This is a genomic window from Bradyrhizobium sp. UFLA06-06, assembly GCF_054820065.1.
This window is the reverse complement of record NZ_JADFUD010000022.1, coordinates 1-24,197: the sequence shown is the minus strand read 5'-3', so window position 1 is coordinate 24,197 and position 24,197 is coordinate 1. Positions and strand designations below refer to the sequence as shown.

The 24,197-nt window shown below is 60.9% G+C and carries 24 protein-coding genes and 4 pseudogenes; 12 read left to right on the top strand and 16 right to left on the bottom strand.

Features of this window, described 5'->3' with window-relative positions:
• Positions 1–70 precede the first annotated feature (70 nt).
• Positions 71–2,824, top strand: coding sequence for an NB-ARC domain-containing protein (locus tag IF803_RS19995; RefSeq protein WP_038380140.1), 2,754 nt, complete (start codon positions 71–73; stop codon positions 2,822–2,824).
• A 66-nt stretch (positions 2,825–2,890) separates the two neighbouring features.
• Here the strand turns inward: IF803_RS19995 and IF803_RS19990 are convergent, their stop codons facing one another.
• From IF803_RS19990 to IF803_RS19975, 4 genes and pseudogenes are all read right to left on the bottom strand, one after another.
• Positions 2,891–3,109 carry a hypothetical protein gene (locus IF803_RS19990; RefSeq protein ID WP_125459156.1) on the bottom strand — a complete coding sequence of 73 codons (219 nt, stop codon included), beginning with the start codon at positions 3,107–3,109 and terminating at the stop codon, positions 2,891–2,893.
• A 31-nt stretch (positions 3,110–3,140) separates the two neighbouring features.
• Positions 3,141–3,338: pseudogene (locus IF803_RS19985) on the bottom strand (UvrD-helicase domain-containing protein); the annotation flags it as partial.
• Between the two features lie 141 nt (positions 3,339–3,479).
• Positions 3,480–4,142: pseudogene (locus IF803_RS19980) on the bottom strand (SOS response-associated peptidase).
• Positions 4,143–4,171: 29 nt separating this feature from the next.
• Positions 4,172–5,722, bottom strand: coding sequence for a hypothetical protein (locus IF803_RS19975; RefSeq protein WP_016844886.1), 1,551 nt, complete (start codon positions 5,720–5,722; stop codon positions 4,172–4,174).
• Positions 5,723–5,900: 178 nt separating this feature from the next.
• On the opposite strand from IF803_RS19975, the gene IF803_RS19970 reads away from it, so the two are divergent.
• From IF803_RS19970 to IF803_RS19960, 3 genes are read left to right on the top strand one after another with little or no spacing between them, the layout of a single operon-like run.
• Positions 5,901–6,374 carry a hypothetical protein gene (locus IF803_RS19970; RefSeq protein WP_016844887.1) on the top strand — a complete coding sequence of 158 codons (474 nt, stop codon included), beginning with the start codon at positions 5,901–5,903 and terminating at the stop codon, positions 6,372–6,374.
• Between the two features lie 16 nt (positions 6,375–6,390).
• Complete coding sequence (locus IF803_RS19965; protein ID WP_311990552.1) at positions 6,391–6,738, top strand: thermonuclease family protein; 348 nt, start codon at positions 6,391–6,393, stop codon at positions 6,736–6,738.
• The gene (locus tag IF803_RS19960; protein ID WP_311990334.1) at positions 6,621–6,914 is read left to right on the top strand and encodes a thermonuclease family protein; all 294 of its coding nucleotides are present in this window, start codon (positions 6,621–6,623) and stop codon (positions 6,912–6,914) included. The genes IF803_RS19965 and IF803_RS19960 overlap by 118 nt, the downstream gene beginning before the upstream one ends.
• An 82-nt stretch (positions 6,915–6,996) precedes the next feature.
• On the opposite strand, the gene IF803_RS19955 is transcribed toward IF803_RS19960, so the two are convergent.
• The 4 genes from IF803_RS19955 to IF803_RS19940 all read right to left on the bottom strand — a co-directional run bounded on the left by IF803_RS19955 (position 6,997) and on the right by IF803_RS19940 (position 11,984).
• The gene (locus IF803_RS19955; protein ID WP_028343447.1) at positions 6,997–10,407 is read right to left on the bottom strand and encodes a hypothetical protein; all 3,411 of its coding nucleotides are present in this window, start codon (positions 10,405–10,407) and stop codon (positions 6,997–6,999) included.
• Positions 10,408–10,824 carry a hypothetical protein gene (locus IF803_RS19950; RefSeq protein ID WP_016844888.1) on the bottom strand — a complete coding sequence of 139 codons (417 nt, stop codon included), beginning with the start codon at positions 10,822–10,824 and terminating at the stop codon, positions 10,408–10,410.
• Positions 10,821–11,072 carry a type II toxin-antitoxin system Phd/YefM family antitoxin gene (locus IF803_RS19945; RefSeq protein WP_016844889.1) on the bottom strand — a complete coding sequence of 84 codons (252 nt, stop codon included), beginning with the start codon at positions 11,070–11,072 and terminating at the stop codon, positions 10,821–10,823. The genes IF803_RS19950 and IF803_RS19945 overlap by 4 nt, the downstream gene beginning before the upstream one ends.
• A gap of 90 nt (positions 11,073–11,162) precedes the next feature.
• The gene (locus tag IF803_RS19940) at positions 11,163–11,984 is read right to left on the bottom strand and encodes a hypothetical protein (RefSeq protein ID WP_125459157.1); all 822 of its coding nucleotides are present in this window, start codon (positions 11,982–11,984) and stop codon (positions 11,163–11,165) included.
• 225 nt (positions 11,985–12,209) lie between these two features.
• On the opposite strand from IF803_RS19940, the gene IF803_RS19935 reads away from it, so the two are divergent.
• On the top strand, positions 12,210–12,410 hold the full coding sequence (locus tag IF803_RS19935) for a hypothetical protein (RefSeq protein WP_179077353.1): 201 nt from the start codon (positions 12,210–12,212) through the stop codon (positions 12,408–12,410).
• 7 nt (positions 12,411–12,417) lie between these two features.
• On the opposite strand, the gene IF803_RS19930 is transcribed toward IF803_RS19935, so the two are convergent.
• Positions 12,418–13,764, bottom strand: coding sequence for an IS5 family transposase (locus tag IF803_RS19930; protein WP_028343449.1), 1,347 nt, complete (start codon positions 13,762–13,764; stop codon positions 12,418–12,420).
• Between the two features lie 207 nt (positions 13,765–13,971).
• On the opposite strand from IF803_RS19930, the gene IF803_RS19925 reads away from it, so the two are divergent.
• Positions 13,972–14,649 (top strand): DUF2971 domain-containing protein, encoded by a 678-nt coding sequence (locus IF803_RS19925; protein ID WP_240537189.1) that lies wholly within the window; start codon positions 13,972–13,974, stop codon positions 14,647–14,649.
• A 510-nt stretch (positions 14,650–15,159) separates the two neighbouring features.
• On the opposite strand, the gene IF803_RS19920 is transcribed toward IF803_RS19925, so the two are convergent.
• From IF803_RS19920 to IF803_RS19910, 3 genes are read right to left on the bottom strand one after another with little or no spacing between them, the layout of a single operon-like run.
• On the bottom strand, positions 15,160–15,882 hold the full coding sequence (locus IF803_RS19920) for an SOS response-associated peptidase (RefSeq protein WP_028343450.1): 723 nt from the start codon (positions 15,880–15,882) through the stop codon (positions 15,160–15,162).
• A 3-nt stretch (positions 15,883–15,885) separates the two neighbouring features.
• Positions 15,886–16,335 (bottom strand): hypothetical protein, encoded by a 450-nt coding sequence (locus IF803_RS19915; RefSeq protein WP_016839810.1) that lies wholly within the window; start codon positions 16,333–16,335, stop codon positions 15,886–15,888.
• A 46-nt stretch (positions 16,336–16,381) separates the two neighbouring features.
• Positions 16,382–16,777 (bottom strand): hypothetical protein, encoded by a 396-nt coding sequence (locus tag IF803_RS19910; protein ID WP_016839811.1) that lies wholly within the window; start codon positions 16,775–16,777, stop codon positions 16,382–16,384.
• A gap of 144 nt (positions 16,778–16,921) precedes the next feature.
• On the opposite strand from IF803_RS19910, the gene ku reads away from it, so the two are divergent.
• From ku to IF803_RS19890, 4 genes and pseudogenes are all read left to right on the top strand, one after another.
• Positions 16,922–17,854 (top strand): non-homologous end joining protein Ku, encoded by a 933-nt coding sequence (gene ku, locus IF803_RS19905; RefSeq protein ID WP_038380139.1) that lies wholly within the window; start codon positions 16,922–16,924, stop codon positions 17,852–17,854.
• Positions 17,855–18,283: 429 nt separating this feature from the next.
• Positions 18,284–18,484, top strand: a complete 201-nt coding sequence (locus tag IF803_RS19900) for a hypothetical protein (RefSeq protein WP_016839814.1) — start codon at positions 18,284–18,286, stop codon at positions 18,482–18,484.
• A 13-nt stretch (positions 18,485–18,497) separates the two neighbouring features.
• Positions 18,498–18,915 (top strand): annotated as a pseudogene (locus IF803_RS19895) (hypothetical protein).
• A 334-nt stretch (positions 18,916–19,249) separates the two neighbouring features.
• Complete coding sequence (locus IF803_RS19890; RefSeq protein WP_028343453.1) at positions 19,250–20,074, top strand: ribonuclease HII; 825 nt, start codon at positions 19,250–19,252, stop codon at positions 20,072–20,074.
• Positions 20,075–20,101: 27 nt separating this feature from the next.
• Here the strand turns inward: IF803_RS19890 and ligD (IF803_RS19885) are convergent, their stop codons facing one another.
• A complete protein-coding gene (gene ligD, locus IF803_RS19885) occupies positions 20,102–21,049 on the bottom strand; it encodes a non-homologous end-joining DNA ligase (RefSeq protein WP_028343454.1) in 948 nt (315 codons plus the stop codon).
• A gap of 140 nt (positions 21,050–21,189) precedes the next feature.
• Between ligD (IF803_RS19885) and IF803_RS19880 the strand changes: the two genes are divergently transcribed.
• Complete coding sequence (locus IF803_RS19880) at positions 21,190–21,807, top strand: cell envelope integrity/translocation protein TolA (RefSeq protein WP_016848277.1); 618 nt, start codon at positions 21,190–21,192, stop codon at positions 21,805–21,807.
• Positions 21,808–21,866: 59 nt separating this feature from the next.
• On the opposite strand, the gene IF803_RS19875 is transcribed toward IF803_RS19880, so the two are convergent.
• Both IF803_RS19875 and ligD (IF803_RS19870) read right to left on the bottom strand, forming a co-directional pair.
• Positions 21,867–22,034, bottom strand: coding sequence for a hypothetical protein (locus IF803_RS19875; protein ID WP_016848276.1), 168 nt, complete (start codon positions 22,032–22,034; stop codon positions 21,867–21,869).
• A pseudogene (ligD, locus tag IF803_RS19870) lies at positions 22,034–22,955 on the bottom strand (non-homologous end-joining DNA ligase). Before ligD (IF803_RS19870) ends, IF803_RS19875 begins: the two are co-directional and overlap by 1 nt.
• 105 nt (positions 22,956–23,060) lie before the next feature.
• Between ligD (IF803_RS19870) and IF803_RS19865 the strand changes: the two are divergent.
• Positions 23,061–23,249 carry a DUF3606 domain-containing protein gene (locus tag IF803_RS19865; RefSeq protein WP_016848274.1) on the top strand — a complete coding sequence of 63 codons (189 nt, stop codon included), beginning with the start codon at positions 23,061–23,063 and terminating at the stop codon, positions 23,247–23,249.
• Positions 23,250–23,275: 26 nt separating this feature from the next.
• On the opposite strand, the gene IF803_RS19860 is transcribed toward IF803_RS19865, so the two are convergent.
• Complete coding sequence (locus tag IF803_RS19860; protein WP_028343457.1) at positions 23,276–23,554, bottom strand: hypothetical protein; 279 nt, start codon at positions 23,552–23,554, stop codon at positions 23,276–23,278.
• Positions 23,555–24,197: the final 643 nt, after the last annotated feature.

The following is a 24,197-nucleotide window of genomic DNA, read 5'->3' as shown; positions in this document are numbered from 1 at the left end:
GCCGGGTTTGAGGAGTTCGAGCGTTGCATGGCGTGGCTGACGCAAACGGAACGAATGTCGGGTTGCTGACATGAACGAGACGCTTCGTAATCTATTCGTCAAGCGGCTGATCGAAAACATCGAGGTCATCGCGCCGGGGCCGCGCTTCGAGCGGTTCGGCAACGCTTATGTCGACTTCTATTTGGGGGTTCCCTTGGGCCATCGCGGGCTCAATGCGCTCGGCAATCCGGTCGGACACACGGTCGATACCGTATCCGATCAGGGGCATGTGGCTGCCGAATATACGATCGACAAGAAATACTTCGATGGCGATATGGACAAGGCGCGGAACGATTTCGAGCATGCGCGCAAAAAGCATCCGAACGCGAAGGACGTTTTCCTCTTATGCACCGAGACTGCGGGGCCAAAGCGATACAGCGAAATGGTCGAAGAGGCCGCCAAGTACAGGGCGAAACATGGCGTAAGCATTCACCTTCATGATGGAAGGCGCATTGCAGAGACGATCGTCGACCGGCTGCTGGGAAACGACGCTGTCGTCGAGCGGCTCGGCGAATATTTGCCCGCGTTGGGGCAGATTCGCGACGAATACGAAGCCAGCAACCTCGTGCCCGATCCGGGTAACGGCTATCTGGCGCGTCCCGCGGTGGAGAAAGCTGTCGCGGATGCGCTTGCCGCCTCGTCTTGCGTCAAGGTCGCTGGGATGGGTGGCAGCGGTAAATCGCAATGTGCAGCCGCGGTCGCGGCGGCTCAACGGCAGCAATACGATCTGATCATTTGGTGCGACGCAAGCCAGCTCAGGCATTTGGAGCAACTCGCAAGCCTACCTGTGGCGCGGTCGGGTGTCAGCCGGAACGTCGTCGCCTTGCTCCGAACGATGCGATGCCTGCTCGTTCTCGACGATGCTCGGGTCGTGTTCGACCGGGCGCGCGTCGTCGGCATGTGCGGAACTGGTTCGAAGGTCCTCATTACAACGCGGCAGGCGGATGCCGATGCCTATTTGATCCCGCCGCTCGAACCGGAAGACGCGCGCGAAATGCTGGGCAGTGGCATTGATGGCGGCTGTCCCGCAGAGGTATTCGACGCGGTATGGTCGACGATCGGCGGTCATCCACTGACCTTGCGGTTGATGAATGCCGCAGTCTCAGATCGAACCGCGAGCTGGCAGGAACTGGTTGCCGACTGCCAGGCCGTGGCGGAATTTGTTGACGACCGCCAGGAGCGCATCGCCGATCGGATCCTTCGCCGGTTGATGCCGGCGCTCAATCGCGAACTTTCGCTATTTGCCTGGGCGGGACAGCCGACGTGCGATCGCGGATTTGCCAGGCATGCCATCCAGCCCGTTGGACTGCGCAAGCTGCAAACCTATTGCCTGACGACGCCCGACGCTGGCGCCAGCGTGCGGATACACGACATCGTCTATTCGTGCCTTGGCTCGACGCCGGAACTGCTCACTGACGCGCGCCAACGCGAGCTCGGCGACGCATTCGAGGCCTATATCCGCTCGGTCTACAGTCTCGACTTGGAGCTTGTGGCTGTCTGCTACGGAATGAAAGCCGTACTCGAACGCCTCGTTCGCGCGGGCGATCGCCGTCCTGCTTTTCTTTATTGCCTGCTAATGGGCTGGGACCCTGCCGAGGTGGACCCTGCCTTGATGGGCGACATCCATGCCTATGCGAAAAGCCTGGGCGGCGTGCAATCGCCCGAGCCTATCGCTATTAGCGTCGCGCTTGAAGCTATCGAGGCTCGTTACCGCCACGAGCGGCCGTCGTCGTATGATACCGCCAAAGCCAATTTGCTTTCCGCTCTGCCGATTTTCGACGAACTGGCCGCATTGACCGGATTGACGGATCGTTCGCAGACCGAAATTCAGCATCACCGCGGCAAGGCGCTGAAACTCGTTGGCGAGACCACCGAAGCGATAAAGGTGTTCGAGGCCGTATTGGCCGGACCGGTTCCGCTTCAGGCCGCGCGTCTGCAACTGGTCCGCATGTATGCGAGAGAGCGAAAGCACGCGGATCGTGCGCAGCAGCTCGTGTCGGAGATATTGAAGACCGCGCAACAGAAGCCGCAGGAGGTTGCGAGTTCGATCGTGCTCGGCAGCATTGAGTCGCTGTCCGGCGCAGTGCCGCCCGATCGCCAAAGGCTAATTTACGCCGACCATGGCGACATGATCGAGGAGCGGATACTGACATCAGCGATGGTAGGAGCGGATCAAGCCTATCAGGCATTTGCGGTCATCGGCCGCTACTGGGCATGGAACGAGCCGCAGCGATTCAAAAGCGTATTCAACTCGCTGCCGCGCCGCTCTGTGGCCGACGTGACGCGGGACTATGACCGCTCCGCTTATGGAGAAATCCTGCTCGAAATCGGTGGCGATACAGATATCCCTCAGCAAGAGCGTCAGATCATGCTGGAGGACTCGCTTGGATTCTTCGAGGCGATCGAGAAGCCTTCACCATTCCAACTGCGCAAAATGGGCGAAGTGCTCGTCAAGCTGTCAAAATGGGCCGATGCCGAAGCGGTGCTGCTGCCGCTGGAGGCCAAGCAGGAGCCTTGGCGCAGCTATTGGCTCGCGAAGGCAAGACTCGGAGCCGGAAAGGCTCAGGATGCGCTGCAGGCCGTGGACGCCGGGCTCCAGAAGCTCGATTCGTCCAGTCAGTATTTGAGCACATTCAAAGCACTTCGATATGATATCCGCGTGGACCTCGGTGACTCAGGGGCGATTGACGACCTTCGCGAAGCGGCCGCAAGCTGCACCAATGATCGGTACAAAGCCGTCTTGATGCAGCGTCTTGCTGCGGCTGAATGTGCAAAGCCGGCATGATTTGCCGAAGCCAGCCGGTCTATCCGGCAGCCGAAGCCCCCGGTCAATAGGCTCGACCTCACTGGATCAGCGTTTGGAGGATTTCACGCCCGCGCGGCGCGCTGTGCCTGCTTTTCGTTTCAACTTTCGGGCCTTCGCAGGCGGCTTTACTTCTGGACTCACATCGACGCCGAATTCGAGGATGGTCTCGCGACCGCCGTGCTTTGACAGGACGCGCTTTCCGTTGGAAATCGTGCGGCCGTCAAACACCAATAGGTAGCCTAGGTTCGTGTCCCGGTTTTTCATGTACTGCGTGATCTGCAGTTCGCCTGACGCCGCGCGAGAATGTCATCGGCAGGATGCGGCGCGGATCCGCTCCACTTACAATCAGATGCGCCAAACGGTGTGCGAGGGTGTTCGTCTTGCCGGATCCCGCTCCTGCTGTCACGAACAGCGGTGCTCCGACGTGAATGCTATCCGGGACGCCGTGTTCGACAGCTCGACGCTGGATGCTGCAGCCGAAGCGAGCATGAATCAGTTTCCCCGCTGAAATTCAACGCTCGATGATTTCCGCTGGAACCGCAACACGGTCGACCATCCTGCCACTGCCCTTTGGAGCGAATGGCAAATTCGGCCTTCGTCCCCTGCGCGACGGCACACGGTCGTCGAGCCGAGGCTACACCGTCGCCTTGTCCTCCTTGTCGGCGCCGCGCATGACGATCTTCAGCGCGTCGTCAGCCAGAGGGCGCTGCAGCGCCTTTGCCTCGTCCCAGGAGGAGCGCATCCAGACCTCGCGCTCCTCCTCCGTGGTCAGTATCACGGGCATCGCCTTCGGATGAATCGGCTCGACCACCGCATTCGGCGATGTGGTCAGGAATCCGTACACCAGGTGAGGACCGGGGATTGGTTTGGACTTTGTGCCGCGATCGCCCTTGAATTCAGTCCAGATGCCGGCGAAACAAAAAAGCGGGCGGTCGTTGCTCAGCGCAAACCACACGACGTCTTTCTTCTTTGTCTCGGGACTCGGCTCGCGAGCATACTCGGCAAAGCTGTTTGCGGGCACGACGCAGCGGTTCTCCGGCTTCAACCAGCCGCGCCAATGCGGTGACGACGTATTGCGGATGTTGGTGACAGGTGGGCCCCCGTCCTGGGTGGGGGTGGCATGCCCCAGCGCATCATCACCATCTCTCCGGCATCGCCGGCATTCCGGATTACCGGGGCTGGATAAATCCGAAAATACGCCAGGCATCGGCGCCAGATTGCCGACATAACGATTCATGCGGCTGAACAAAGCGGCGATCGCCGCTTGATTAGTGGTGATGCTGTAGAGGTTGCACAAACTGGTGAGCCTTCGCGTTCTTCCCTAGTCTAAAGTTGTTGTGCGGGACGCTGCCGTCGGCGCCGAATGTCGTATTTGATGGCCTTGGCGGCAAACGCAACCCGCCCCTTGAGCCGCTGCAAGCGTCGCCAGATTGGATGCGATCGAAAGCGGCGCTTACCGTTGCGCGGTACGGGCGGCAGCCACGCCGCCGCTGGCCCAACATGAACATTGATACCGTAGGCAAATTGTTGCTGATTGTAGGGCGCGCCACGATACAAGATCGCAGCACAGGTTTCTGCCAACTTCCGGTACAAAGCGTTATCGGTCGCGCATCCGGACAGAAGTGCGATCGTCATGCGCTCATCGCCGGCGGTAGCTACGACAGTTACGTACAGCGCCTTTTCGTCTGGCTCTCCAATTTCAACACTCCAGCCGGAATCGCGCAGCGGTCGAACCAGTTCGTTGATGCAGTCATCCGCTAGAAGCGCTCTTCGCAAAAGACCGCCGTCATCCGTGGGCATCACCGGCACCAGACGTCCATGTTTTTGGAAACGCCGCTGCTCGCGCCGCTTTAGTCCCATCTGCCCAAACCCGCGCGCCAAGGCTTGCTGCCAAAGCAGCTTGCTGTCCTCATCCATCACGGGGAAAATCAGCGACACATTGTGCGTATCGTCATGCCAGGATTCGATCAGCGCCAAGGTCGCCAAGACAACGACCAGGCGCTCGAAATTGGATGATTGTTGCCAAAGCGAATGTGTGCCGTGCGCGAACATGTGGCGGTTCAACCATGTGCCGCCGTCATACTCGTCGGTCTTCCTGAAGAAGGAATTGTGCAGCCAGCGGCGGAACGTCTCAAACGCAAAGACGCGCTCGTCCTGACCAAACAAATAGTCTTTGCTGAGATAATCAGCTGGCACCCACATTTTCTCAAAGTGACGCTTTGCGGCCGTTGCGATGGCGCGATCGACCACACGGTCAACTTTCGTCGGGATCGAAACATCCTGTTCTGAAGGTGACGCGATCCGGCTCAGGCTGCCTTCGATCGCGGGTATGAGTGCTGCAATGCTCGACGCACGATAGCCATTATAAAAGGCGAGGTACGCTTCCCGCGCCAGGGGACATAACTCACTGAGACTGCGGGCTTGGGGCAAAATTTGCGCGATGCAAATTGCCTGAAACGAAAGCGTGTACAAAGTGGAGGTGTGATACTGAAACCACTGCAGAGCTTGCTGCCGCGAACTGTGTCTTGCCGTGGCAAGAATTTTGGCGACGTCGCGCTTGGGAACCCACAGCGGCGAGAACCACTCCATCTTCTCCCACAGCGCGGCCTCGGCGTCCGCTAGCGCGCGCCGGGACGACCAACTCGGGTCGTCCTCCGTTGGACTCTTCGGAAAACATGCTTTTGCGTCGCCGACGCTCAGTATGATTGCCGGGATCGTGGCAAAAGCTCCGACTTCGCGTTCCTCGACGCCGGTTACATTAAGTCCGCGCTCCCGAGCCCAGCTCTCGATCAATTCAGGAGTCAGGGCAGCGAGCGATGGCGCGTTCAGCGCGCGACGCCAAATGCCCTGAAAGTGTTCACTAATATCGGATGTCATACTGGCGCCCTGCCTTGCGAATTTCGGACCTTGCCTCTGGCGGCTGGCCTCGGTCCAGATTGACCCGACCAGCTTGTTGTTCTTATTTTGTTCTAACGGAGGCAGCCCGCCGTTTCAAGCCGCCCTGGACTGTGGTCCGGGAAAATTCCGAGTGCTACGTGGTCAGGGAACCAATGGCGTGACCCTCGGCTGGGTCTATTGCGGTGACGACAAGCAGCGGTACAGCTTCGGTGTCAGCAAGCTGTCGTCAGATGAAGCGCGCCGCGTCGGCAGGGCGTTCGCGCACATCCCGGAATTCATGATGCCGCGCCAGGGCTTTTATCCGCGCGGTGGCGGGCCGCGCTGGCGGGCCGACCGGCCGTACCATGTCGCGCTGGAGGATCGCTATATCCGGGAGCACTGGGACGAGATCGACGCCCTTTGCAAGCTCAACAGCCTGCCTTTCAACGCAACCGGTGAAGTCATCGAGAATGGTGGCGTCTGGAGAGTCCACGAGTTTACTTGGCAGATGGATGCCATCCTGTTCTGGGCACGCTTCGAGGGACGCTGGCTGCGCGGAACGGAGTTTCATTTTCCCGAGTTGCCCGAGAATCTACCGTCGCTCAAGCCGCTCACAAACTGGCCCAAGTTCAATCCGCGAAATCTGCGCTGACTGCTGGTGTCCCCTCATGATCGAACGCCTCGGATTGCTCTTGCTGCTTGTTTTGCTGTCAGGCGGCGCCGTGGCCGACAATTTCGTTGGTCAGGCCAGCGTCGTCGATGGCGACACACTGGAAATTTACGGCACGCGCATTCGGCTGTGGGGCGTCGATGCGCCGGAAAGCAGTCAGCTCTGCCGCGGCGAGGACAGCTTGCAATTCGTTGCGGCGCGGAGGCGGCGAATGATCTCGACAGCTACATCGGCCGGCGTCCGGTCAACTATGTTCCTCTCAACCTGGATCAATATGGACGCACTGTTGCCACGTGTTCGATCGGCGGCATTGATCTCGGCGAATGGCTCGTGCGCAACGGTCTAGCATTGGACTGGCCGCAATACTCCGGGGGACGATATGACGCGGCCCAGCGTGACGCCGAGCGCGCCGGCCGCGGACTCTGGAAGGGCAGTTACGTCGAGCCCTGGCGCTATCGCGCCTGCACTCGCGCCAACGGAAGGCCATCCGCCTGCTCAGATGACGCCAACGCGCATCCCTGAAACCTGCTACGAGGCGGCACTCAATTATCCGCACCTTGCGAGCCGCCGATCGAACGTCATCGCGAGGGCGAATGACGCGATCTCATTCCGGTTTCGGGAGCAGGTCCAGATAACCGCCATCACCCAACGCCGCCATATAGCTGATCGTCTCCGCAGCCAGCGAACGCCCCCTGCCGGAGCCGCTCGCGATCCCGTTTGCCAGGATGAGACGAACCTCCGCCTGCTGGGTCATATAGACCCATCGATCAAAGCGAGGGCTTTTGGCGAGAGCCGCGAGGACCTCGACGGCGTGTATCCGATGCTCCGCGGAGAGCTTCGCTAGATGCCGCAGCACGCTATAGGGCTCCGAGGGCGCAAACCCGATTGCCGCCATCGCCAACACCTGGTTCATCAGCCAAGGGCCGTCGATCTTGCCATTGAGGAAGAACTGCCCGATCGTCCCGATCTCCTCGCGAAAGTAGTCGGGGTTCGACGACGCCTTGGCGGCCGCGAGCCTTCGGTCCCAGTAAGAATACGCGCGCGCCCGGAATGGCTCGGGAAATTGATCCGGCGGCTGTCCAAGCTGCGTCCCGAGAAACCACATCGCGCTTTTTCGTGCGCTGGCCGGTGCAGTGTCCCAGAACAATTGGAACACCTCGTCTGGCAGCGCTGACCAAATGTAAAGAACGACGAGGTAATGCGCTAAACGTTCTTCGACATGGGTGCGATCGTCCGGGCCGTCATCGGCGCTGAGGCGGTTGATTTCGGCGACGTAACAATCGCGCATATCCGCGGCCAGATCCTTAATAGGGCCGCTATCGTTGGCGAGATGCGAGATCCAGCCCGCATCACGCAGCGACAAATCACTCGCAGGCAATATTTCAGTGATGTGTCGGCGGAACCAGGCCTCGTCAAAAAAGAACAGCCAGTTAAGATAGCGTCCGACCACAGCGCGGGGAATGCGGCCAGTCGGCGTGTCGTCGGCCAATTCGGCTTCCAGGATCGTTCGCAATGCCGGAAGTCTTTCGAGCGCTGCTCGCGGCGCTTGTCCGATCGGGCTGCTATCGTCCTTGCTGAGCCAGAACAGCACGAGGACGACAAGCTCGACCGTCATGCCGCGCGCTGTGCCTTGCGCTGCGAAAAACGGCGAACTCCGATAGCTCTCCTCGAATGACGTGCTCTCCGACAGCCGCGGCGCCTGGCGATAAAACGCGGATACCAGCCGTGTGACCAGCTCCGCATGCTTGAATGGGATGCCCCGCGCGCCCTGCCGCAATCCCGATGCGAGGAGAGCGGCTCCGGCTTTCAGGCACCACGAGGTATCCGCATCGTCGCCTTCAATGCCGCTTGGCACGTGCTCCGTTGATTGAATGACGCTTGCGACCAGCGACACTGCGCCGTCCCAGTCCAACGACTTCCGGTTATTGGATGCGTTCTCTAACCCTTCCAATACTCTGCGAACATAAAGCAATGGAAGCCCGGCAAAGCGCGGCGCGTTTGCCGAATACAGCTCCGGATTTTCGCCAGCAGCCAGCCGCAGTCCCTGCGCCAGCGCGGTCATGGTCTGACGCTTCTCTTCTGGTGACGGACGCCATGCCTGCAGAAAGGCGATGATCTTATCGATGGGCGCTGCCTGAAAATCGGGAGCCTCGGGCGGTGGCGCCTCCGGCTCGTCAAATCCCCGCCGCCACGCGTCGGGATCGCCAAGCTCCTTGACGGCCGCCGTCACTTGCGCTTGCCGGTCCTCGGGCAGCACCGAGCGCCAGCCCCACAGAATGTCACGCACCGCCGAAAGCCGAAACAACCGCTCGTCTTTGGCCGTGACCGGCCTCTTGCTGTGGGCCTCAAATCGCTGCTTCCATCCTCCGATGTACTTATCCGGAACGCTGTCCACACATGCCAGCACACGCTGCTGCATCGCCGGCGGCAGCGAAGGAAACCACGCTTGTGCCAGCGCGGCATATTCCGTGCTGCACCAGCTTGCTTCGATCAAATCGGTTTTGGTGAGATACCCTTCGGCCAGTTCGGGCGCGTGACCGGGATAAAACGACAGCACGTGAAGCGCCAGCCGCACGAATATCTTCGCGGGATGGCTGGTGATTTCGAGCATGACCTGCTGCGTGCACGAAGGGGCGGTCTTGATCGCAAGCTTCGCCGCCTGGATAATTCCGCCGACCAGGGCGTCAATGACGTCATGCTTGACGCCGTGCTCGGAGATCTGTCCCGACAGGTAGTAGGTGTAGTCAGACGGCGGGTCTTCGCTGAACTTGCCGCTAATTCGCACCGCTCGGTCTAGAAGGCTGCACAACAGACCAACGGCTTCAACGCCGCACGCCGGAGCCAATGCCTTCACCGTGTCCGGCAGGAAGTGCTCGTACATGTGCTGGCTGAACAACGTGGCAAGGCGCCCGCCGTTGTCGAAGACCTGAAACAGCACGCGCGCCACGCGCAGCGCCGCAGCTCCGTGGCCAGCTTGCGCCAGCCGTCGTAACAGGTCATGTGGCGCTTGCGCCATAACGAACCGGGCATTGCGCGTCAGCCACGTCTCGGCGAGGTCGACCAATGGCGCCGCATCATCGGCAGGGAGTGCCGCCAACACTTCAATGCCCAGCTGTTGCACATCGACGTGCTGTGAAGTGCCGACACCACGCAGCGCCTGAACGACCTGGCTGCGGACCTCCGGGTCCTCCGAGCCCGCCATGCGCACTAGATAGCGGCCCGCAGGCCACTGGCGCAGCAGCAGCCCATCACCCGCGTCGTCGTCGGCGGGCAAGGTCGGCCCCACCAAGAGATTCTCGGCCGCCAAATGAGGGAGCCAGTCCGCGGTCTGGAGTTGATTGAAGAAATGCCACAGCAGCGGTAACGCACCAGGTATTTCTTTGACGAAAATCTTCACCGCCGCCGCGCGATCCGCCATCGCGACGAGCTGGTCAACGCGTTGCATGAAGGCGGCATACTTTCCTTGAAGCGCGATCATCAGCCCGCGGACGACCGTGTCGAACGGTTGCTGCCATTCGAGCCGAAACTCTTCATCGACGACTAGAGACCGATAAAAATCGCGGCGGTGGGCCTCGCCATGGGCCTGAGCAATCGAGATCCATGCCCTGGCGATATCGCCGTCAGCGCCAAGCCCGAGACGCGTCACGATCGCCTGAATCTCCTCCTTATGGCTGCGGCGCGGCCGCAATTTTTCGACGGCGCGGTTGACGGCGTCATCCTTGAAGCCGAGCGCGCGCAGTTGCTTCCTGGCCGCCTTGAGTCGCGCTTTATCCTCGGTCGTCGCCTCAAGAGCGACACCTATTGGCCCTGCCAGCGTCTGCCGCAGGACTGAATCGAGCTCCCGTATGGCATGGCCAGCTACCGGAACGGATACGCGAAGCGGGATCGCGCCCGAAGCCACGCGGCAAAAGTCGACGTAGCGATCGGCAATACTCTTGCCGAGCATTTGCCGCATCAGCGTCGCCGTATTTTGCTGCTCTGGTGAGAGGTCGCCTCTCTTGGTGGGCTCGTTCATCTAACGCTGTCGGTTAACGCCCCGCGTCTTGGCGCGGCGGGAAATGAATTCCCTCATCAAGGGCAGAAAAAAAGCCTTGCTGAAATGGCCAAGCAGCGGCTCCGGTTCAAGGTAGAACGACTGGCCGATGATATCCTGATTGTACTCGTCAAGAATGATCCAGAGCCGCAGCGTGGCATCAAGCCCTGCGCGTCGCTTTTCCATTTCTGGAATTTCGGCGGCAAAACGATCGGAAGAGGGCGGCTGGCTGGTGATTGGAAACAGCACCAGGATATCCTCGCCCTTGGGCCGTGCAATCCGCACACCCACAGCGACCGGACGGTGCTTGCGACCTTCGGTCTCCCCTCGCTCGGCCTCACGTACCCACAGATAAGGAAAGCGGATGACACATCCGGTGCGAAGCTCGTGCTGGCTCACGGATCGTCACCGTCCCGCTCATAGGCATCGACCGCATTCTTAACGTCCTCAAACAGCTCGTCCGGCATCGTCTCAAGCCGGCCGGCCATCCTGGTGTCGGCTCTGGCCTTAAGCCTGCGATAGTCTTCGATGCTGAGCAGCACCAGGCGCGGCTTATTCCGCTGGGTAATGGTGACGGGCCGGCGCAGCGCCTCAGCAATGATGTCTCCCGATTTTCGGGACAGATCACTCGTCGAATATTCGGTCACACATCGATCTCCAACATTGCTGTAATATACAACATTGCTGTAATTTACGCAAGTGCTTAAATACCGGAATAGTCGATCCGCACCGGCCGTCTAGCGCTCGATCTTGCGCGGCTTCTGCAAGTCAGCCGGAGCTTTGATCACTCGATGCGCAGCATCGTCCTTTCGCTTTTCGGCGGCTGCTTTCCTCCGCTCTCGCCAGCCCGACAGCAGGAACACAAGCAGGCCGGGAATTCCGATGATGGAGGCAATGACCTGTAAGTCGCTCGTCACGTTCCGGCTGAAAGCCATGAACACAGGCCGATCCAGGACGACGAGGTTGATGATGCGCGCGTCCTCGGCATCGGGTTTTCTCGGAAATAGCTCGCCGGCCTTGGAGGATGGCAACGGCTTTTCGCGCACGGTCGGCGCATCCGTGATCCAGAACTGATCGACGATCCTTACGCTCTTATTCCCTACGGCCGAGGCAGTCACCAGGAAGGTCGTCGAACTACCGTCCTTGAGCGTCAAATCGATGCCGTCGGCCGGGACTATCTTTAAAGAGGGCCCATCAATCGCGATGTGCACCCGAGCGTTTGGATCGTGCTGATAGGTGCTCGCTACGTCCGAGAGCGAAACCGATATCGGTAGATCGTCGCCAAGATACAGCTGCGCGGGATGATTGACAGTGAGCTTATAGGCTTTCTCGGGGCTCCCGCCGTGTCCGCTTAGCGGCCCTAACGTCGCGTCCCAGATCTGAATGCCATCGGTCAGGTATGCGCTACGCGTCACCGTCAGGGCCGCAGTTAGCGCCAAGGACAGGCCTATGCCGGCGACACCGCAAGCCAGGAATGCGAACCTCCAATTTCTGATCCGTGCCCAGACAACAGCATTCTCGCGAGGGTCCGAGGGTAACGCTTCATCCGAATTCGTCATGAGAACGCCCGCGTCCATTCGTTGCGCAATCGAACCGTCATCGTTACCGCGAGAGCCACAATAAGCTGTCCACCCCGACTTTGAATATCGATTTCGGCGACCATGTCGGAAGGGCCGGTGTAGAACCAGCCATATCGCCCGTCATCGATTCGTAACACAAACCTCCGGACTCAAACTGCAATGGCAAGGAAACTAAGCATTCCGAGGCGGCTGTTCAAATACCGCGTGTTCAACAATCTCACGCTGGATATCATCATTGCCGATAATCTGTTCTATGCCGATCCAAGCACGTTCAACGATCCGCTCGATACACGGCCCTCGCTCAACACGGATCTTCCCACCCCAGACCTTGAACGTGCGTTGCGCAAGTTCGTCGAGCGCCGCGTCGGCGCGGAGATGAAAGCCGCCGCCAAAACCATTAGATAGTCGACCGTTAAGAAGCCGGATTGAGCTGAGCTGGAGAGTTGAGCGTGCGCCAGAGCGAGACCAACAATAGGCGCAAAAGTTCTCTGAACCAGGCGAGGATGCGACGGAGGTTGTGTCCGACGGCGGAGAGGACGACGTTTGCCGCATCGCCGGCGCGGCCCTTGAGGTAGCACCGGCCGAGGTGTCCTTCGGCTTTGAGGTGTCCGATGATGGGCTCAATGGCGGAGCGGCGGCGCAGCTCACGCTTGATGGCGCCGAAGACACCGCGCTTCTGGCCGGAGATGAAGACGCGACGGGGATTTTGCGCGTCGTGGCCGCGGTAGCCCTTGTCGACATAGGCCCGCTCGATCGCACAGCCGGTAAGTGTCTCGGTGCGGTCCATAACGTCCCGCAACGTGTGACCGTCGTAAGGGTTGTCGGGCAGCGACCTGGCATGCAGCACGAACAGGCCACCGGGGGCGCGGCGATTGTTGGTAACGATGGAGGCCTTCACGCCGAACTCGTAAGGCGCGGCGGCCTTGCCCTTGCCGATGCACTCCACCTCCGGGGCATGGAAAGAATAAAGCTTGAAGCCGCGCTGGCGCTGCTGCTGCGAGCGGATCTGCGTGGCCCGGCCAAGCGGGAGGGCGAACGCCTCCTCCAGCGTCGCCTGGCCTTCGATCTTGCGGCGGATGTCGCGGATGATCCTCCCCAGCCGGCTGCGCAGGATACGCAGCTGCCGCTGATGCCGGTTGAACTGTTTGGCATGAGCGTAACGGCCCGCCATCATCGCCGCGCTTTTGGCCACGCGACAATAGGATTGCCGCAGCCTGACCCCGTGTTTCCTCGCCAGGCGGTTCAGCCCCCGGATCGCTGCATGCAGCAGTTTGGCATCGGTCGGGAAGCTGATGGCCTTCGGTTGCACTGTGGTGTCGACCGTGACCCGCTTGAGGTCCTGGCTGCGTAACGCACCGGTCTCGTGCGCCACCCGAAGGCTCTCGGCCAACAACCGCTCCAGCTTGTCACCGAGCCGCTTGCGCCAATGGCTCAGGTCCGAGCGCTCGTGCGGGAAAACGTGCTGGAAAAATTCTTCGCCGGTGAAGAACTGGAAGTACGGATCGTGCACCCAGCGCTCGCACACCCCCTCATCGGACAGCCCGTAAATGTGCTTGAGCAACAGCAGCCCGATCATGAAGCGGGTCTCGATCCCCGGCCTGCCATTCTCGCTGTAGAGCGGGGCGATCTCGCTGTCGATCCAGTCCCAGTCGATCTTGCCGGCAAGCAGAACCAGCTCGTGCTTCATGTTGATGATCTGGTCCAGCCGTGCCCGGAACAGATCGTTCGATCCTGTCGTCTTGTGCTTCTTCGGCCGCATCGTCCCTCCGGTGCACCACAGAAGCACGGTTCACAGTGGACAGGAATCCACAAAACGAATTTGCAGGGTTTGCGGCCATCAAGCCTCAAATCCCTGCAATCTCAAACGCCATCAAATCCCAAAAACAGACTCCTGCTCAACCGCTTACAGGCTTGTTCACAGCCGACTAGATACAAAGGTCCGAAAACCCTGGATCACATCAGCCGGTTGAGCCGGTTGCAGGCTGATCAGGTCATTTCAGAGGTCAACTATAACGCCGGCGATCCAAGTTACGAGATGGCGGATCCTCATCAATATCTCCTTGGTCGCCAGCTCGAAAAAGAACTGCTGCTGCAATATGACAAGGGCATTGTATCTCTGGCTCAGCGCGTGACCTGCCCGCTGATGTGGAGCCACTATGGCGACCAGCATCGGGGTGTTTGCATTGGCTATTCGGTACCGCCCAATGCGCAACATGATCTCCATAAGGTCAAGTACGGCGGCAAGCGGCTTGTTGACGCCAGCAAGGTCCTGGCAATGCTCGATGGCGACAAGGATGCTGGTCTTCAGGTCGACGAGGCAGTTTTGTTGCGAAGAGCGGCGAGTTGGCGGTACGAGCAGGAATGGCGTTTGATCGGAGAGCGAGGTCTGCAGAATTCCCCGCTCGAGCTCGAAGAGATCATCTTCGGGATGCGTTGCACCGAGGCAGTGAAATATGCCGTCATCGCCGCCTTGGATGGCCGGAGCCGATCCGTGCGCTTCTATGAAATGTCCGAGCTCCACGGGACCTTCAATCTGAAAAAGTACCCATTGGACGAGGGAGAGATGAGGGCCTTTCTACCGAGGCGGTCTCGCGACACGGACGAAGCATTCGAGTCCGCCGCCTTTCCCGTCGCAGAGAAGTAGCCGCTGTGACGGTCGTCAGGGCGGCACCGGCCCGCGGCCGGTCACGCTCTACTCACAGGCACACGCCTGCGAGCGGAACCGCAAGAGCGTCTCCGCCCTTCGGGTGACGATCGTTGCCGCAAACATCTGCATAAGGGCAAGCGCAATGTGTCGCTCGCCGGAGGCACTCGCCCTCGGGCCCGCCGTCATCGCATGCCGGCGTCGCTATCACTGCCCTTCGGGTCGGGTGCCTTCTTAACCGGTCTCGCGACTGCACTCGGTCTCGGGTCCCGCCGCTGCGCGTCGGCGCTATGCTGACCCTCCTGCGGGTGCCTCTTTGATTCTCCCACTCTTGCGAACTGTCTTCACCTCTTCGGTGCTTCCTGCATGCTCACGGTCGAAATCTAAGGAGCACCGCCCCTCACAGGGGTAATCCGGGCGCTCATGGTCATCATGTCCACGGACGGCGCGCGGATCTCGGCATCTTTCAGTCGCACGGTTCTGGTCGTCCTGGATATTGTGCTGCGGTCGTCATGACGGTGCGGCCGGATCTTCCTTGACGCCGCGGGCGACGATCCGGAGGCTTCCGTCCGGAAGCGGCCGCTGTAGCTTCAGGGCCTCGTCTAAAGGAGCCGTCATCCAGGTCTCGACCTCGTCCGGCGTCGTCAGGATCACGGGCATCGCCTTCGGATGGATCGCGCCTACTTCGGCGTTCGGCTCCGTCGTCAGGAACGCGAAGATGTCGTTGGTCGTCTCGCCTTCCTTGACCTTCCTGACGGACGTCCAATTGGTCCAGATGCCGGCGAAGCAGGAGAGTGGGCGGGTCTCGTCGAGCGCGAACCAGATATCACCGCCCTCGGCCTTGTTGAACTCGCTGAAGGAGTTAAAGGGCACCACGCAGCGGCTTTCGGTCCCGAGCCATCGCGTCCAGTGCTTGCTTTTCACGTTGCGGATGTTGGTCGTGCCGCCGTCCGGCTCCATTCTGAGCAATTCCTTGAAATCCACCGTCTTGCCCTTGGCTTGCAGCTTCTCGGCTCGCTTCTTGGTGGCGTCCATCAGTGCCTTTGACGACGACGGCATCCCCCAGCGCGCCGTCGCGAGTTCGCGGCCCTCCGCCCCATTGCGCACGATCGGTGCCTGGTAGTCTGGAAAAACTCCCGGCATCGGCGCCAGGTTGCCAACGTATCGGTTCACGACACGAAACAGCGCGCTGATAGCCGCTTGGTTGGTCGTGATGGAATAGAGATTGCACATTGGTCAGGGTTCGGTTCGAGGGTGGCGCGGCTGCCACGTCAACTGTAACAGAGTCGCGGATGGACGCCGGCCGGCCTTGGCGCATTTGCGGCAGCGCAGCCGGCTGGCGAGATCGTGCACGAAGGTGGTCGGCGGGTGCTTCATCGCCGCGAGGTCCACGTCGCTTGGCGTCTTGCAGCGCGCGCACCTGATCTCCAGCCAGGGGAAGCCACCGTTCACGGCCTGATCGATGGTCGGCGACGGATCGATCGGTTCGCCGTCACTCCACATGCGCTCGTTCCAGCTTTCGCAAAGCAGCCTATCGGCTTGCTGGATCATCGCCTCGCCTTTGGCCCGCATCTCTGCCGATTGGGTAGCCAGGATGTTAGCCATCGCGCGTGCCTTGCCGAGCTCTTTCGCCAGAGCCTTGCGATCGCCGCCCGACAGGGGCGTAGGGTGATACTTCGGGGCCATCCGGACATCCAGGCGCAAAGAGATCGGATCGGCAAATGCTGAGCGACTACGGCGTCTCGAACGCTGGCCAGCACCCGTCTTCTTCATGCCTGCCGGTACGCTGCTGGCAGGTGTTGTCGAGCAATCGCTGCGCCACGTCCTTCCAAACTGCGTTGCGGCCATACAATCGGACAGCATCGGCCGTCTGGATTTCTAAGGTACGTTCGCAGCGGCGGCAGGAGACGCGGAGCACGTGGCGCTGAATTTCGGAAAGACACCGCTGCCGCATTTGAGCCCCGGTCGTGCCGGCGCGAGGGTCTCTGAGGACCGATTCCCAGTATTCGGCTGGAAGCGGCGCCTCTGGAGCCGCAGTGGAAGGGCTCGGCCTACGGGCGGCTTCGGCGGCCAGCTTTTCCATCTGCTTCGGGGTCGGCATGCGCCAGCTCGCGGGTCGGTCGGTCATGCCTGAATTAGAACATAACAAGAACAAATGTCGAGTCCGACCAGGGCAGCTGCTGAGAAAAATCCTCCTATCGAGCGGGCAGCGATGTCGGAACCAAGCCGGTTGGTTCGTCTTGAATCCGGCATCAGTAATGGAGTTCCCGCGATGGCCCCCCGCGCCAACTGGAAAGGCTTCTTGCGTCTCTCCCTCGTCACCTGTCCGGTCGCGCTCTATCCGGCCACCTCGGAATCCGAAAAAGTCTCCTTCAACCAGCTGAACCGAAAGACCGGCCATCGGATCAAGTACGCCAAGGTCGACGCCGACACCGGCGAGGAGGTCGACAACGAAGACATCGTCAAGGGCTACAAGGTCGATACTGACACCTTCATCGAGGTGACCAAGGAGGAGCTTGAGAACGTCGCGTTGGAATCGACGCGAACGATCGAGATCGACGAGTTCGTCGACCGCAGCGAGATTGATCCGCGATATCTCATTCGTCCTTACTACCTGCGTCCCGACGGTAAAGTCGGGCATGATGCGTTCGCCGTCATTCGGGAAACCATCCGCGAGATGAACAAGGTCGCAATCGGCCGTGTGGTGCTGACCAATCGCGAACATATCATCGCGCTCGAGCCGCTCGATAAGGGGCTGATGGGCACGCTGCTGCGCTATCCCTACGAAGTCCGTTCCGCGGACGAGTATTTCGATGGCATTCAGGATGTCAAAGTTACCAAGGACATGCTTGATCTCGCCAAGCACATCGTCAATCAGAAGGCGGGCCACTTCGAGCCGAACAAGTTCGAAGACCAGTACGAAACCGCCCTCATCGATCTCATCAATCAGAAGCGCGCGGGCAAGCCCATCACCGCGAAAGCGCGTCCTCGAGGTGAGAACGTCGTGGACCTGATGGACGCGTTGCGCAAGAGCATCGGACGAGAGGCGACGGCCCCGACTGAGGCGCCGAAGAAGCCGGCCAAGAAGCCGCGCAAGGCGGCCGCTGCGCAGAGGGAAATGCTGATGCCGATCACCGGCAAGAAAGCGGCCAAGGAGGGTGCGGCGAAAAAGCCCGCCGCGAAGCCGCAGCGAAAGTCGGCCTAGCCTATCGTGAAGCACCGGTCACGCCAGACGGTCACTCCTTCGTCATCCGCGCAGGCTCTGGCAGACCGTAAATCCCATCTCGACGAGGTCGCGTGAGACTATCGCGCTGACCGGCAGATAGGTGACAGCCGCGAGGCCGAACCAACGGCGCATAGAGCCGTCAACCTCGCGATTCGCAATGAGAGGGGACACTTTGCGCGCTGCAGGCCGCGCCACTGCGGAAGTTTATCAAGTTGCGTGATTTGCCCTGGGGGGAGTGTTTGGGCAGCGTAGTCTTTCAGCCTAATCAGTTTGGTTTTGGGAGAGAGGCGATCCATTGGGGGCGAGACGCAGCTATGGGTGCAGTGCACCGTCCGCAAAGTTTAACATGCTTGAATCCCCAAGCGGGCGAAACCGCGCTAGGATTAGATTTTCCCTTGGGGGGCTGCTATGTTCGACACGGCAACCACCGCGCTTTTGCGCGCGATTCTCGATGAAGTCTGTGAAAGCGTCTCGCACCGCGAGATCGGGGCACGTACCCACGTCGCGTCGAAAATCCTAGAGGCTGCGACGAGAGGCGAGATTTCTCCCGAAGGTCTCAAACAGGTTGGTCGCGACGCCCTCTCGCACGCGCCGACGATGTGGCGCTGATCGCGGGGCGGGCGTGAACTTTCAAGTCACCGTCCTGAAGATTTGGTAGCTTATCCGGACGGCTTTGCCGTGATGGAGGACCTCAAGAGGGATATGGCCATCCTGGCAACGAGTGGCCGCGACTGGGCGGACCGGACCAGGCGCCCTCGCGGCGAGAGTGCCCGATCTCGACATCTTCTCACAAGGATTGGTCAAACGGATAAGCGGAGGATGGAAGATCACGTCCAAAGGACGGGCGTTGCTCGAATTGATGGAAGCGCGGCCAACGGCCTTGGAAAGGGCCGAGGCGCCCCCAGTTTTGGAGACGAGTGCGACCTCGCCGGCGCCTGTTCCTCCGCTGCGGCAGCCCGCCGGATCGTGCCAAGCGACGGCGCGAAAGACGTCAACGTCGGCGCGAGGCGCGCGAACGGGCAAGAGCAAACGCCTCTTGAGGTAACGACTGAGGGAAGAAAAATCCGCCAAATGGGAGCAGCGGTTTGATAGTCCCGGACTGTCGATTTGCCTCCCCAGCCCCAAGCGTACCGCCGTTACCTTGTTTGCGGCCATGCCGGCCCCGATCTACTCGGGACGGCGACTGAGCACGGGTCCTTCTACCGAGCCGGCGAGCGACAATATGGCGAGGAAATGGAGGCCGAACCCGCGCGGAAGAGCTGGCCGGGTTCCTTTTGAAAGGGCGTTGCGCGGTCGGTGAGGCGAGCTACTTCAGACAATCGCCATAAAGTTCACTGACATGCTCCCCAACAGTCAATCTTCACGAAGGCCATAATGTCCCAGTACTCACTCGATGTATTGCGTCAGCGCTATGTCGTTGAGAAAAGACCGCTCGAGGCCAGCGTCGAGCAGATCTTGCGGGCCGACACCCGCGCCGGAGCGCGGGCCATTCTGGCTTCAATCGACAAACGCCGCTTCGAAAATAGGTCGGAAGGGCAGCGCCTCCGCAAGATGCTCCGCTTCGAGACCTCTCTGTGGGAAACAGGCCATCATGCCGTGGCAGGCGTGGATGAGGCCGGAATGAGCCCTCTCGCCGGGCCGGTCTCCGCTGGCGCCGTGATCCTGAAACCGGGCACGCGGATAGTCGGAATCGACGACTCGAAAAAACTCGACGCCGCGGCTCGCGAAGAACTCGCGAAGGAGATCAAGGAAAAGGCGGAGTGTTGGTCTGTGGCGTTCGTCGAGGTCGAGGAGATCGACGCGATCAACATCTATTGGGCGGGCATCCAGGCCATGCAGCGTGCGGTCCGGGGGCTAGGCTTGACGCCGCAGCACTTGCTGATCGATGCGAAGCGGTTGAAGGAAATCGATATTCCTCAGCAGGCCATCATCAAAGGCGACGCCAGGTCCGCCAGCATCGCGGCCGCCTCCATCCTCGCGAAAGTCGAGCGCGACGCCGTCATGCGGGCGCTGGACCTGCGACACCCCGGCTACGGCTTCGCGGATCACAAGGGCTACCCGGTGCCGGCTCATTATGAAGCGCTCGCCAGACTCGGCGCATGCGCCGCTCACCGGCGGTCGTTCGGACCGGTACGTAAGGCTCTCGGGTTGCCGCCCTTGCCGCCATGGCCTTCGGCATCTGAGCGCGACGCCGGCTGAACAGGTCTACGCTTCGTCTCGGCGGCGCTATTTTCGCGACCGCTTCTTTTCGCGTACGACGTTCTTCGCGTTTTTGTCCGACCGCAGCCCGAGATAGACCGGCTGGCGCAGCTCGCCGTTGCTGGTCCACTCCGCGAACTTCACTTCTGCGACCAACGCAGGACGCACCCAGGTCGTGACCTGCTCATCCTTCACCTTGGCAGGGAACGGTGACTTGGCGGTTTTGAGCTTCATGAGCCTGCCGTGAAGCTCTTCGAGAACTTGGTGGCTGAAGCCGGTGCCAACGTGGCCTATGTACCGCCATGCATCCCCTTCGCGTACCGCGAGGACGAGGGCGCCGAAGAAAGGCCGGGTTCGCCTCGGCGCCGTGAAGCCGGCGATCACGACCTCTTGTCGCTGCGCGGTCTTCACCTTCAGCCAGTCGGCGGTCCGGCGTCCGGACGCGTACGGGCTATCGGCGCGCTTGGCCATGATGCCTTCGAGATGTCTCCGCTCCGCATCTGCGAAGAACTTCGTTCCCTTGCCTTTGCGGTGGTTGCTGAACGCGACGAGCTTGTGGCGCGGAAGGATGGCCTTGAGCCGCTTCTTGCGCTCGAGGAGCGGCAGCGCACGCAGGTCCTCACCGTCTGCGAACATGAGGTCGAAGGCGCAATACAGGAGCTTCGCCTCATGGCGCAGCGCGTTTTGAAGCAACTGGAAATGCGAGACGCCGTCCTTTCCGATCGCGACGAGCTCCCCGTCGATCACGGCATCGCCCTTCACGCCCTCCAGCGCTTTGGCGACCTCGATATAGCTGCGGCTGATGATCTTGCCATTTCGGCTGTAGAGCGCAACCTTGCCTCGCCGGATTTTCGCGATCATCCGGAAGCCGTCATACTTGTCCTCGAAAACCCAGCCGGGATCGTCGAACGGCGCGTCGGTGAGCGTAGCGAGCATCGGCTGCAGGCGCTTGGGCAGGGTCGACGTCCGGCTCATTCGAGGCCAATCCTTAAGAGCACGTTGCCAAATGCGTGGACGTCCTTCAAGGATTAGGGAACGCTTCGGGGCCGCGTCGTGTTCCGCAGGCTCCGTGGCATGCGACGTTGACGCTCGATTGAGGAGGGCGGATCAGACCGATGGCGAGAAAACTGAAGACCTTTCAGACTTCGCTGGGCTTCTTCGATCTGGCGATCGCCGCTCCTTCCATGAAAGCGGCCCTCGAAGCCTGGGGCGCCAACAGCAATCTCTTCCACCAGGGCGCGGCGAAGGAAAGCGACGATCCGGACGTCATCGCTGCGGCCATGAAGAAGCCGGGCGTCGTTCTCAGGCGCCCGGTCGGATCCAGCCGATCCTTCAGCGAGCAAGCCGAACTGCCCTCCGATCTCGGCGGGGACAGAAGATCGACGAACGCCCCGCACAGATCGAGGGGCCAAATTGTGAAGAAGCCTTCCTCACGTCCCGTCGACAAGACGGCCGAGCGGAAGGCTGCGCTTGCCTACGAACGGGAGGAGAGGCGCCGGGAGAGTGAACGGGCGAGGGAGAAGGCCGCCAGGCAGAGAGAACGTGAGCGCCGTCAGCAGGCGGTCGACAAGGCGCAGGCTGCGCTGGACAAGGCGGAGCAGGAGCACGCGAAGCGGGCTGCCGCCATCCAGGCCGAGGTTGAGGCTCTCGCGAAGAGATCGCAAACCGAAGACGATCGTTGGAATAAGGAGAGGGAGCGATTGGAAGCTGCGCTGCAGCGTGCGCGGAGTTAGTTTCTTGGCAGTTCTTGCTCGGCGGCACCGAGGGAAGCCAAAGGGTTGCCGTCAAGCGATCATCGTTCGGGGGCTGTTGCGCGCGCTGCGGCTCGGTTCACCGTGGTGCGGTCCGCTCGGTCCTCGGGAGCGAGCTCCATGACCGCTTGATGCAGCTCGGCCGGAATCGTCAGCGGACTTTCGGGGGGCTTGTTCGCCCACTGCCAGAAGCGATCGAACGCATCCATCACAGGTCCTCCCGCAGGCCCCGGAAAAATGGGTGGCGAACCTTTCCCTCGGCCGACTTCGCGCGATACTCGATCTCGGCCAGAAGCTTGGGTTCGACCCAGATGCCCTTGTGACCGATGCGCTTGGTGTAAGGCTGGGTCTTTCGGATGAGGGGTCTAAGCCGTCTCTGCAGATCGGCGGCCGAGACCTTGTCGAAGCCGTGGTCGACCTTGCCAGCGTAGACCAGATCATCACCCTTGCGCCGGCCAACGTAGATGCCGTCCCACTTCGTCCCATCGAGTGCGAAGCCGGCAATGGTCAACGTCTCACGCTGTTCGCAGGTCTTTTTGACCCAATCATTCGTGCGTCCCGTTGGATAGGCCGCTGCCCCGGACCTTCGAGACGACGCCTTCGAGGCCGAGCTTGCAGGCGTGCGCGAACATCTCGCGGCCGTCTATCTCGAAGCTTTCGCTGAACTGGATGTCGGTGCCGCTTAGGATCTTCCTGAGTTCGGCTTTGCGCTGAAGGAGCGGTAGCTTCCGGATATCTCGGCCGTTCAGGTAGAGCAGATCGAACGCGACGAGCACGATGCTCTTCGATTTGCCCTTGAGCTCGTTCTGCAGGACCGAGAAATCGGTCGTACCGTCGGCAGCCGGTACCACGATCTCGCCGTCCACCACCGCCGAGCTCGCCTTGATCCGCCAGGCATCGTGAGCGACCTTCTTGAAGCGATGCGTCCAATCGTGGCCGCGCCGGGTGAAGATCTTCGCCGTCTCGTTGGCCAGATGGACCTGAACACGGTAGCCGTCGAACTTGATTTCGTGAATCCAGCGCTCTCCGGATGGCACCTTCTCGATCGAGGTGGCCAGGGCCGGCTCGATGAAGCCGGGCAAAGGCGCCTTGACGCCAATATTCGCCGGTTTTTGACGCTGAAACGCCACTGAAGAACTCCACGCTACAGCCGATTCAAATTGGCACAGTTCGAATCGTTCCGGAACCGCGGAATCCTTGTTGCGTTGCCTCGACGCCACGAACAGGAGGTATCCATGGCGGCAGCAAAGAAGTCGAAGACGGCGCGCGGGCGAAAGCAGGACCGGGCTCGGGTGGCCGGCGGGCAGGACTACGAAGTGCAGTACGAGGCGAAGAAGACACGAAAGTCGGCGCCGGCGGTGAAGAAGGCTGTCAAAAAGGTCGGCAACGCGCGCAAGCGCGTGGAGAAACGGCTCGGCCGCTGAGGTCGGAGACGGGCTGGCGTCGAAGCTTAGCGCCAGTCCTCCTCGTCAGAGGGGCATTCTGGGCAGGTATCACCAATCGAGTCCAGCACGTCGCGAACCGCGGCCTCCGCTGCCTGAGGGGAGACGTCTGCTGGCGGGTGAAGACGCGCGATATCGAAGGCGCGCTCTCGTGCATGCGGATCGGCGCGGTCCTGCATCCAACCGTGCTCCTCGCACTCGCGGATGGCGCCCGCTTCCTGGAGCACGTCGATAGCCCATCCCCGCAGCGTCCGTATCGCCGGCCTTCGCTCAATGGTCATCAGCATTGAAGTAGACTCCGAATAAGACGAATCCTGTAACCGCTCGTTTGTTCCGGCTGCTAGCACAAGGCTGGGATTCCCAGTCAGCAGAGGGACAACGTTTTCCCCGTTCTGAGACCACTGTGAAAAATGCCAGGCGGTTCTCGCAGGGTTGCCTGCATCACGTGCACTCAGGTCTTTCAGTGTCTGCGCGTGCGGCCGGAGCCGCACCGGGCTCTCGTGAACCGAGCCGCGCAGCGTCTCGGCCGTGCGGCTTCGATCCCTCGCGCCAGAGCTTCGGTGCTCCTCGCCGGGGGCACGCGGGAAAGGGGCCCGCCGTCATGAAGTATGCCGGCGTCGCTATCACTGCCCCGTTCCCGGGTGCCCTTTTAACCGGTCTCGTCGCTGCACTCGGTCCCGCGTGCCGCCTTCGGCGTCGCTATGCTCACGCTCCTGCGGGTGCCATTTCTCTTTAAGGCGATGCGCCCTGGCGCACGCCTGGTCGGGCCTGCGGCCCTATGACCGAGCTCTAAGAGCGAGTCTCGTCGCGCATCGAGATCAAGTTCACAAAGAGATAGAAGGTAATCCCGTCCTGCCGCGCGGCGAACAGGATGGAAGTGGAGCGTCGACCATGATGAGAGGGCTACGCCGGGCTCGTGACGCAGGGAGG

Coding starts and splice junctions, on each gene's coding strand:
- IF803_RS19975 (WP_016844886.1), bottom strand. CDS start 5,722: ATGACATCCGATATTAGTGAACACTTTCAGGGCATTTGGCGTCGCGCG.
- IF803_RS19860 (WP_028343457.1), bottom strand. CDS start 23,554: ATGCTGATGACCATTGAGCGAAGGCCGGCGATACGGACGCTGCGGGGA.
- IF803_RS19965 (WP_311990552.1), top strand. CDS start 6,391: ATGATCGAACGCCTCGGATTGCTCTTGCTGCTTGTTTTGCTGTCAGGC.
- ku (WP_038380139.1), top strand. CDS start 16,922: ATGGCCCCCCGCGCCAACTGGAAAGGCTTCTTGCGTCTCTCCCTCGTC.
- IF803_RS19890 (WP_028343453.1), top strand. CDS start 19,250: ATGTCCCAGTACTCACTCGATGTATTGCGTCAGCGCTATGTCGTTGAG.
- IF803_RS19930 (WP_028343449.1), bottom strand. CDS start 13,764: ATGCGGCCGAAGAAGCACAAGACGACAGGATCGAACGATCTGTTCCGG.
- IF803_RS19915 (WP_016839810.1), bottom strand. CDS start 16,335: ATGGCCCCGAAGTATCACCCTACGCCCCTGTCGGGCGGCGATCGCAAG.
- IF803_RS19875 (WP_016848276.1), bottom strand. CDS start 22,034: ATGGATGCGTTCGATCGCTTCTGGCAGTGGGCGAACAAGCCCCCCGAA.
- IF803_RS19995 (WP_038380140.1), top strand. CDS start 71: ATGAACGAGACGCTTCGTAATCTATTCGTCAAGCGGCTGATCGAAAAC.
- IF803_RS19955 (WP_028343447.1), bottom strand. CDS start 10,407: ATGAACGAGCCCACCAAGAGAGGCGACCTCTCACCAGAGCAGCAAAAT.
- IF803_RS19910 (WP_016839811.1), bottom strand. CDS start 16,777: ATGACCGACCGACCCGCGAGCTGGCGCATGCCGACCCCGAAGCAGATG.
- IF803_RS19900 (WP_016839814.1), top strand. CDS start 18,284: ATGTTCGACACGGCAACCACCGCGCTTTTGCGCGCGATTCTCGATGAA.
- IF803_RS19865 (WP_016848274.1), top strand. CDS start 23,061: ATGGCGGCAGCAAAGAAGTCGAAGACGGCGCGCGGGCGAAAGCAGGAC.
- IF803_RS19880 (WP_016848277.1), top strand. CDS start 21,190: ATGGCGAGAAAACTGAAGACCTTTCAGACTTCGCTGGGCTTCTTCGAT.
- IF803_RS19920 (WP_028343450.1), bottom strand. CDS start 15,882: ATGTGCAATCTCTATTCCATCACGACCAACCAAGCGGCTATCAGCGCG.
- ligD (WP_028343454.1), bottom strand. CDS start 21,049: ATGAGCCGGACGTCGACCCTGCCCAAGCGCCTGCAGCCGATGCTCGCT.
- IF803_RS19990 (WP_125459156.1), bottom strand. CDS start 3,109: ATGAAAAACCGGGACACGAACCTAGGCTACCTATTGGTGTTTGACGGC.
- IF803_RS19940 (WP_125459157.1), bottom strand. CDS start 11,984: ATGACGAATTCGGATGAAGCGTTACCCTCGGACCCTCGCGAGAATGCT.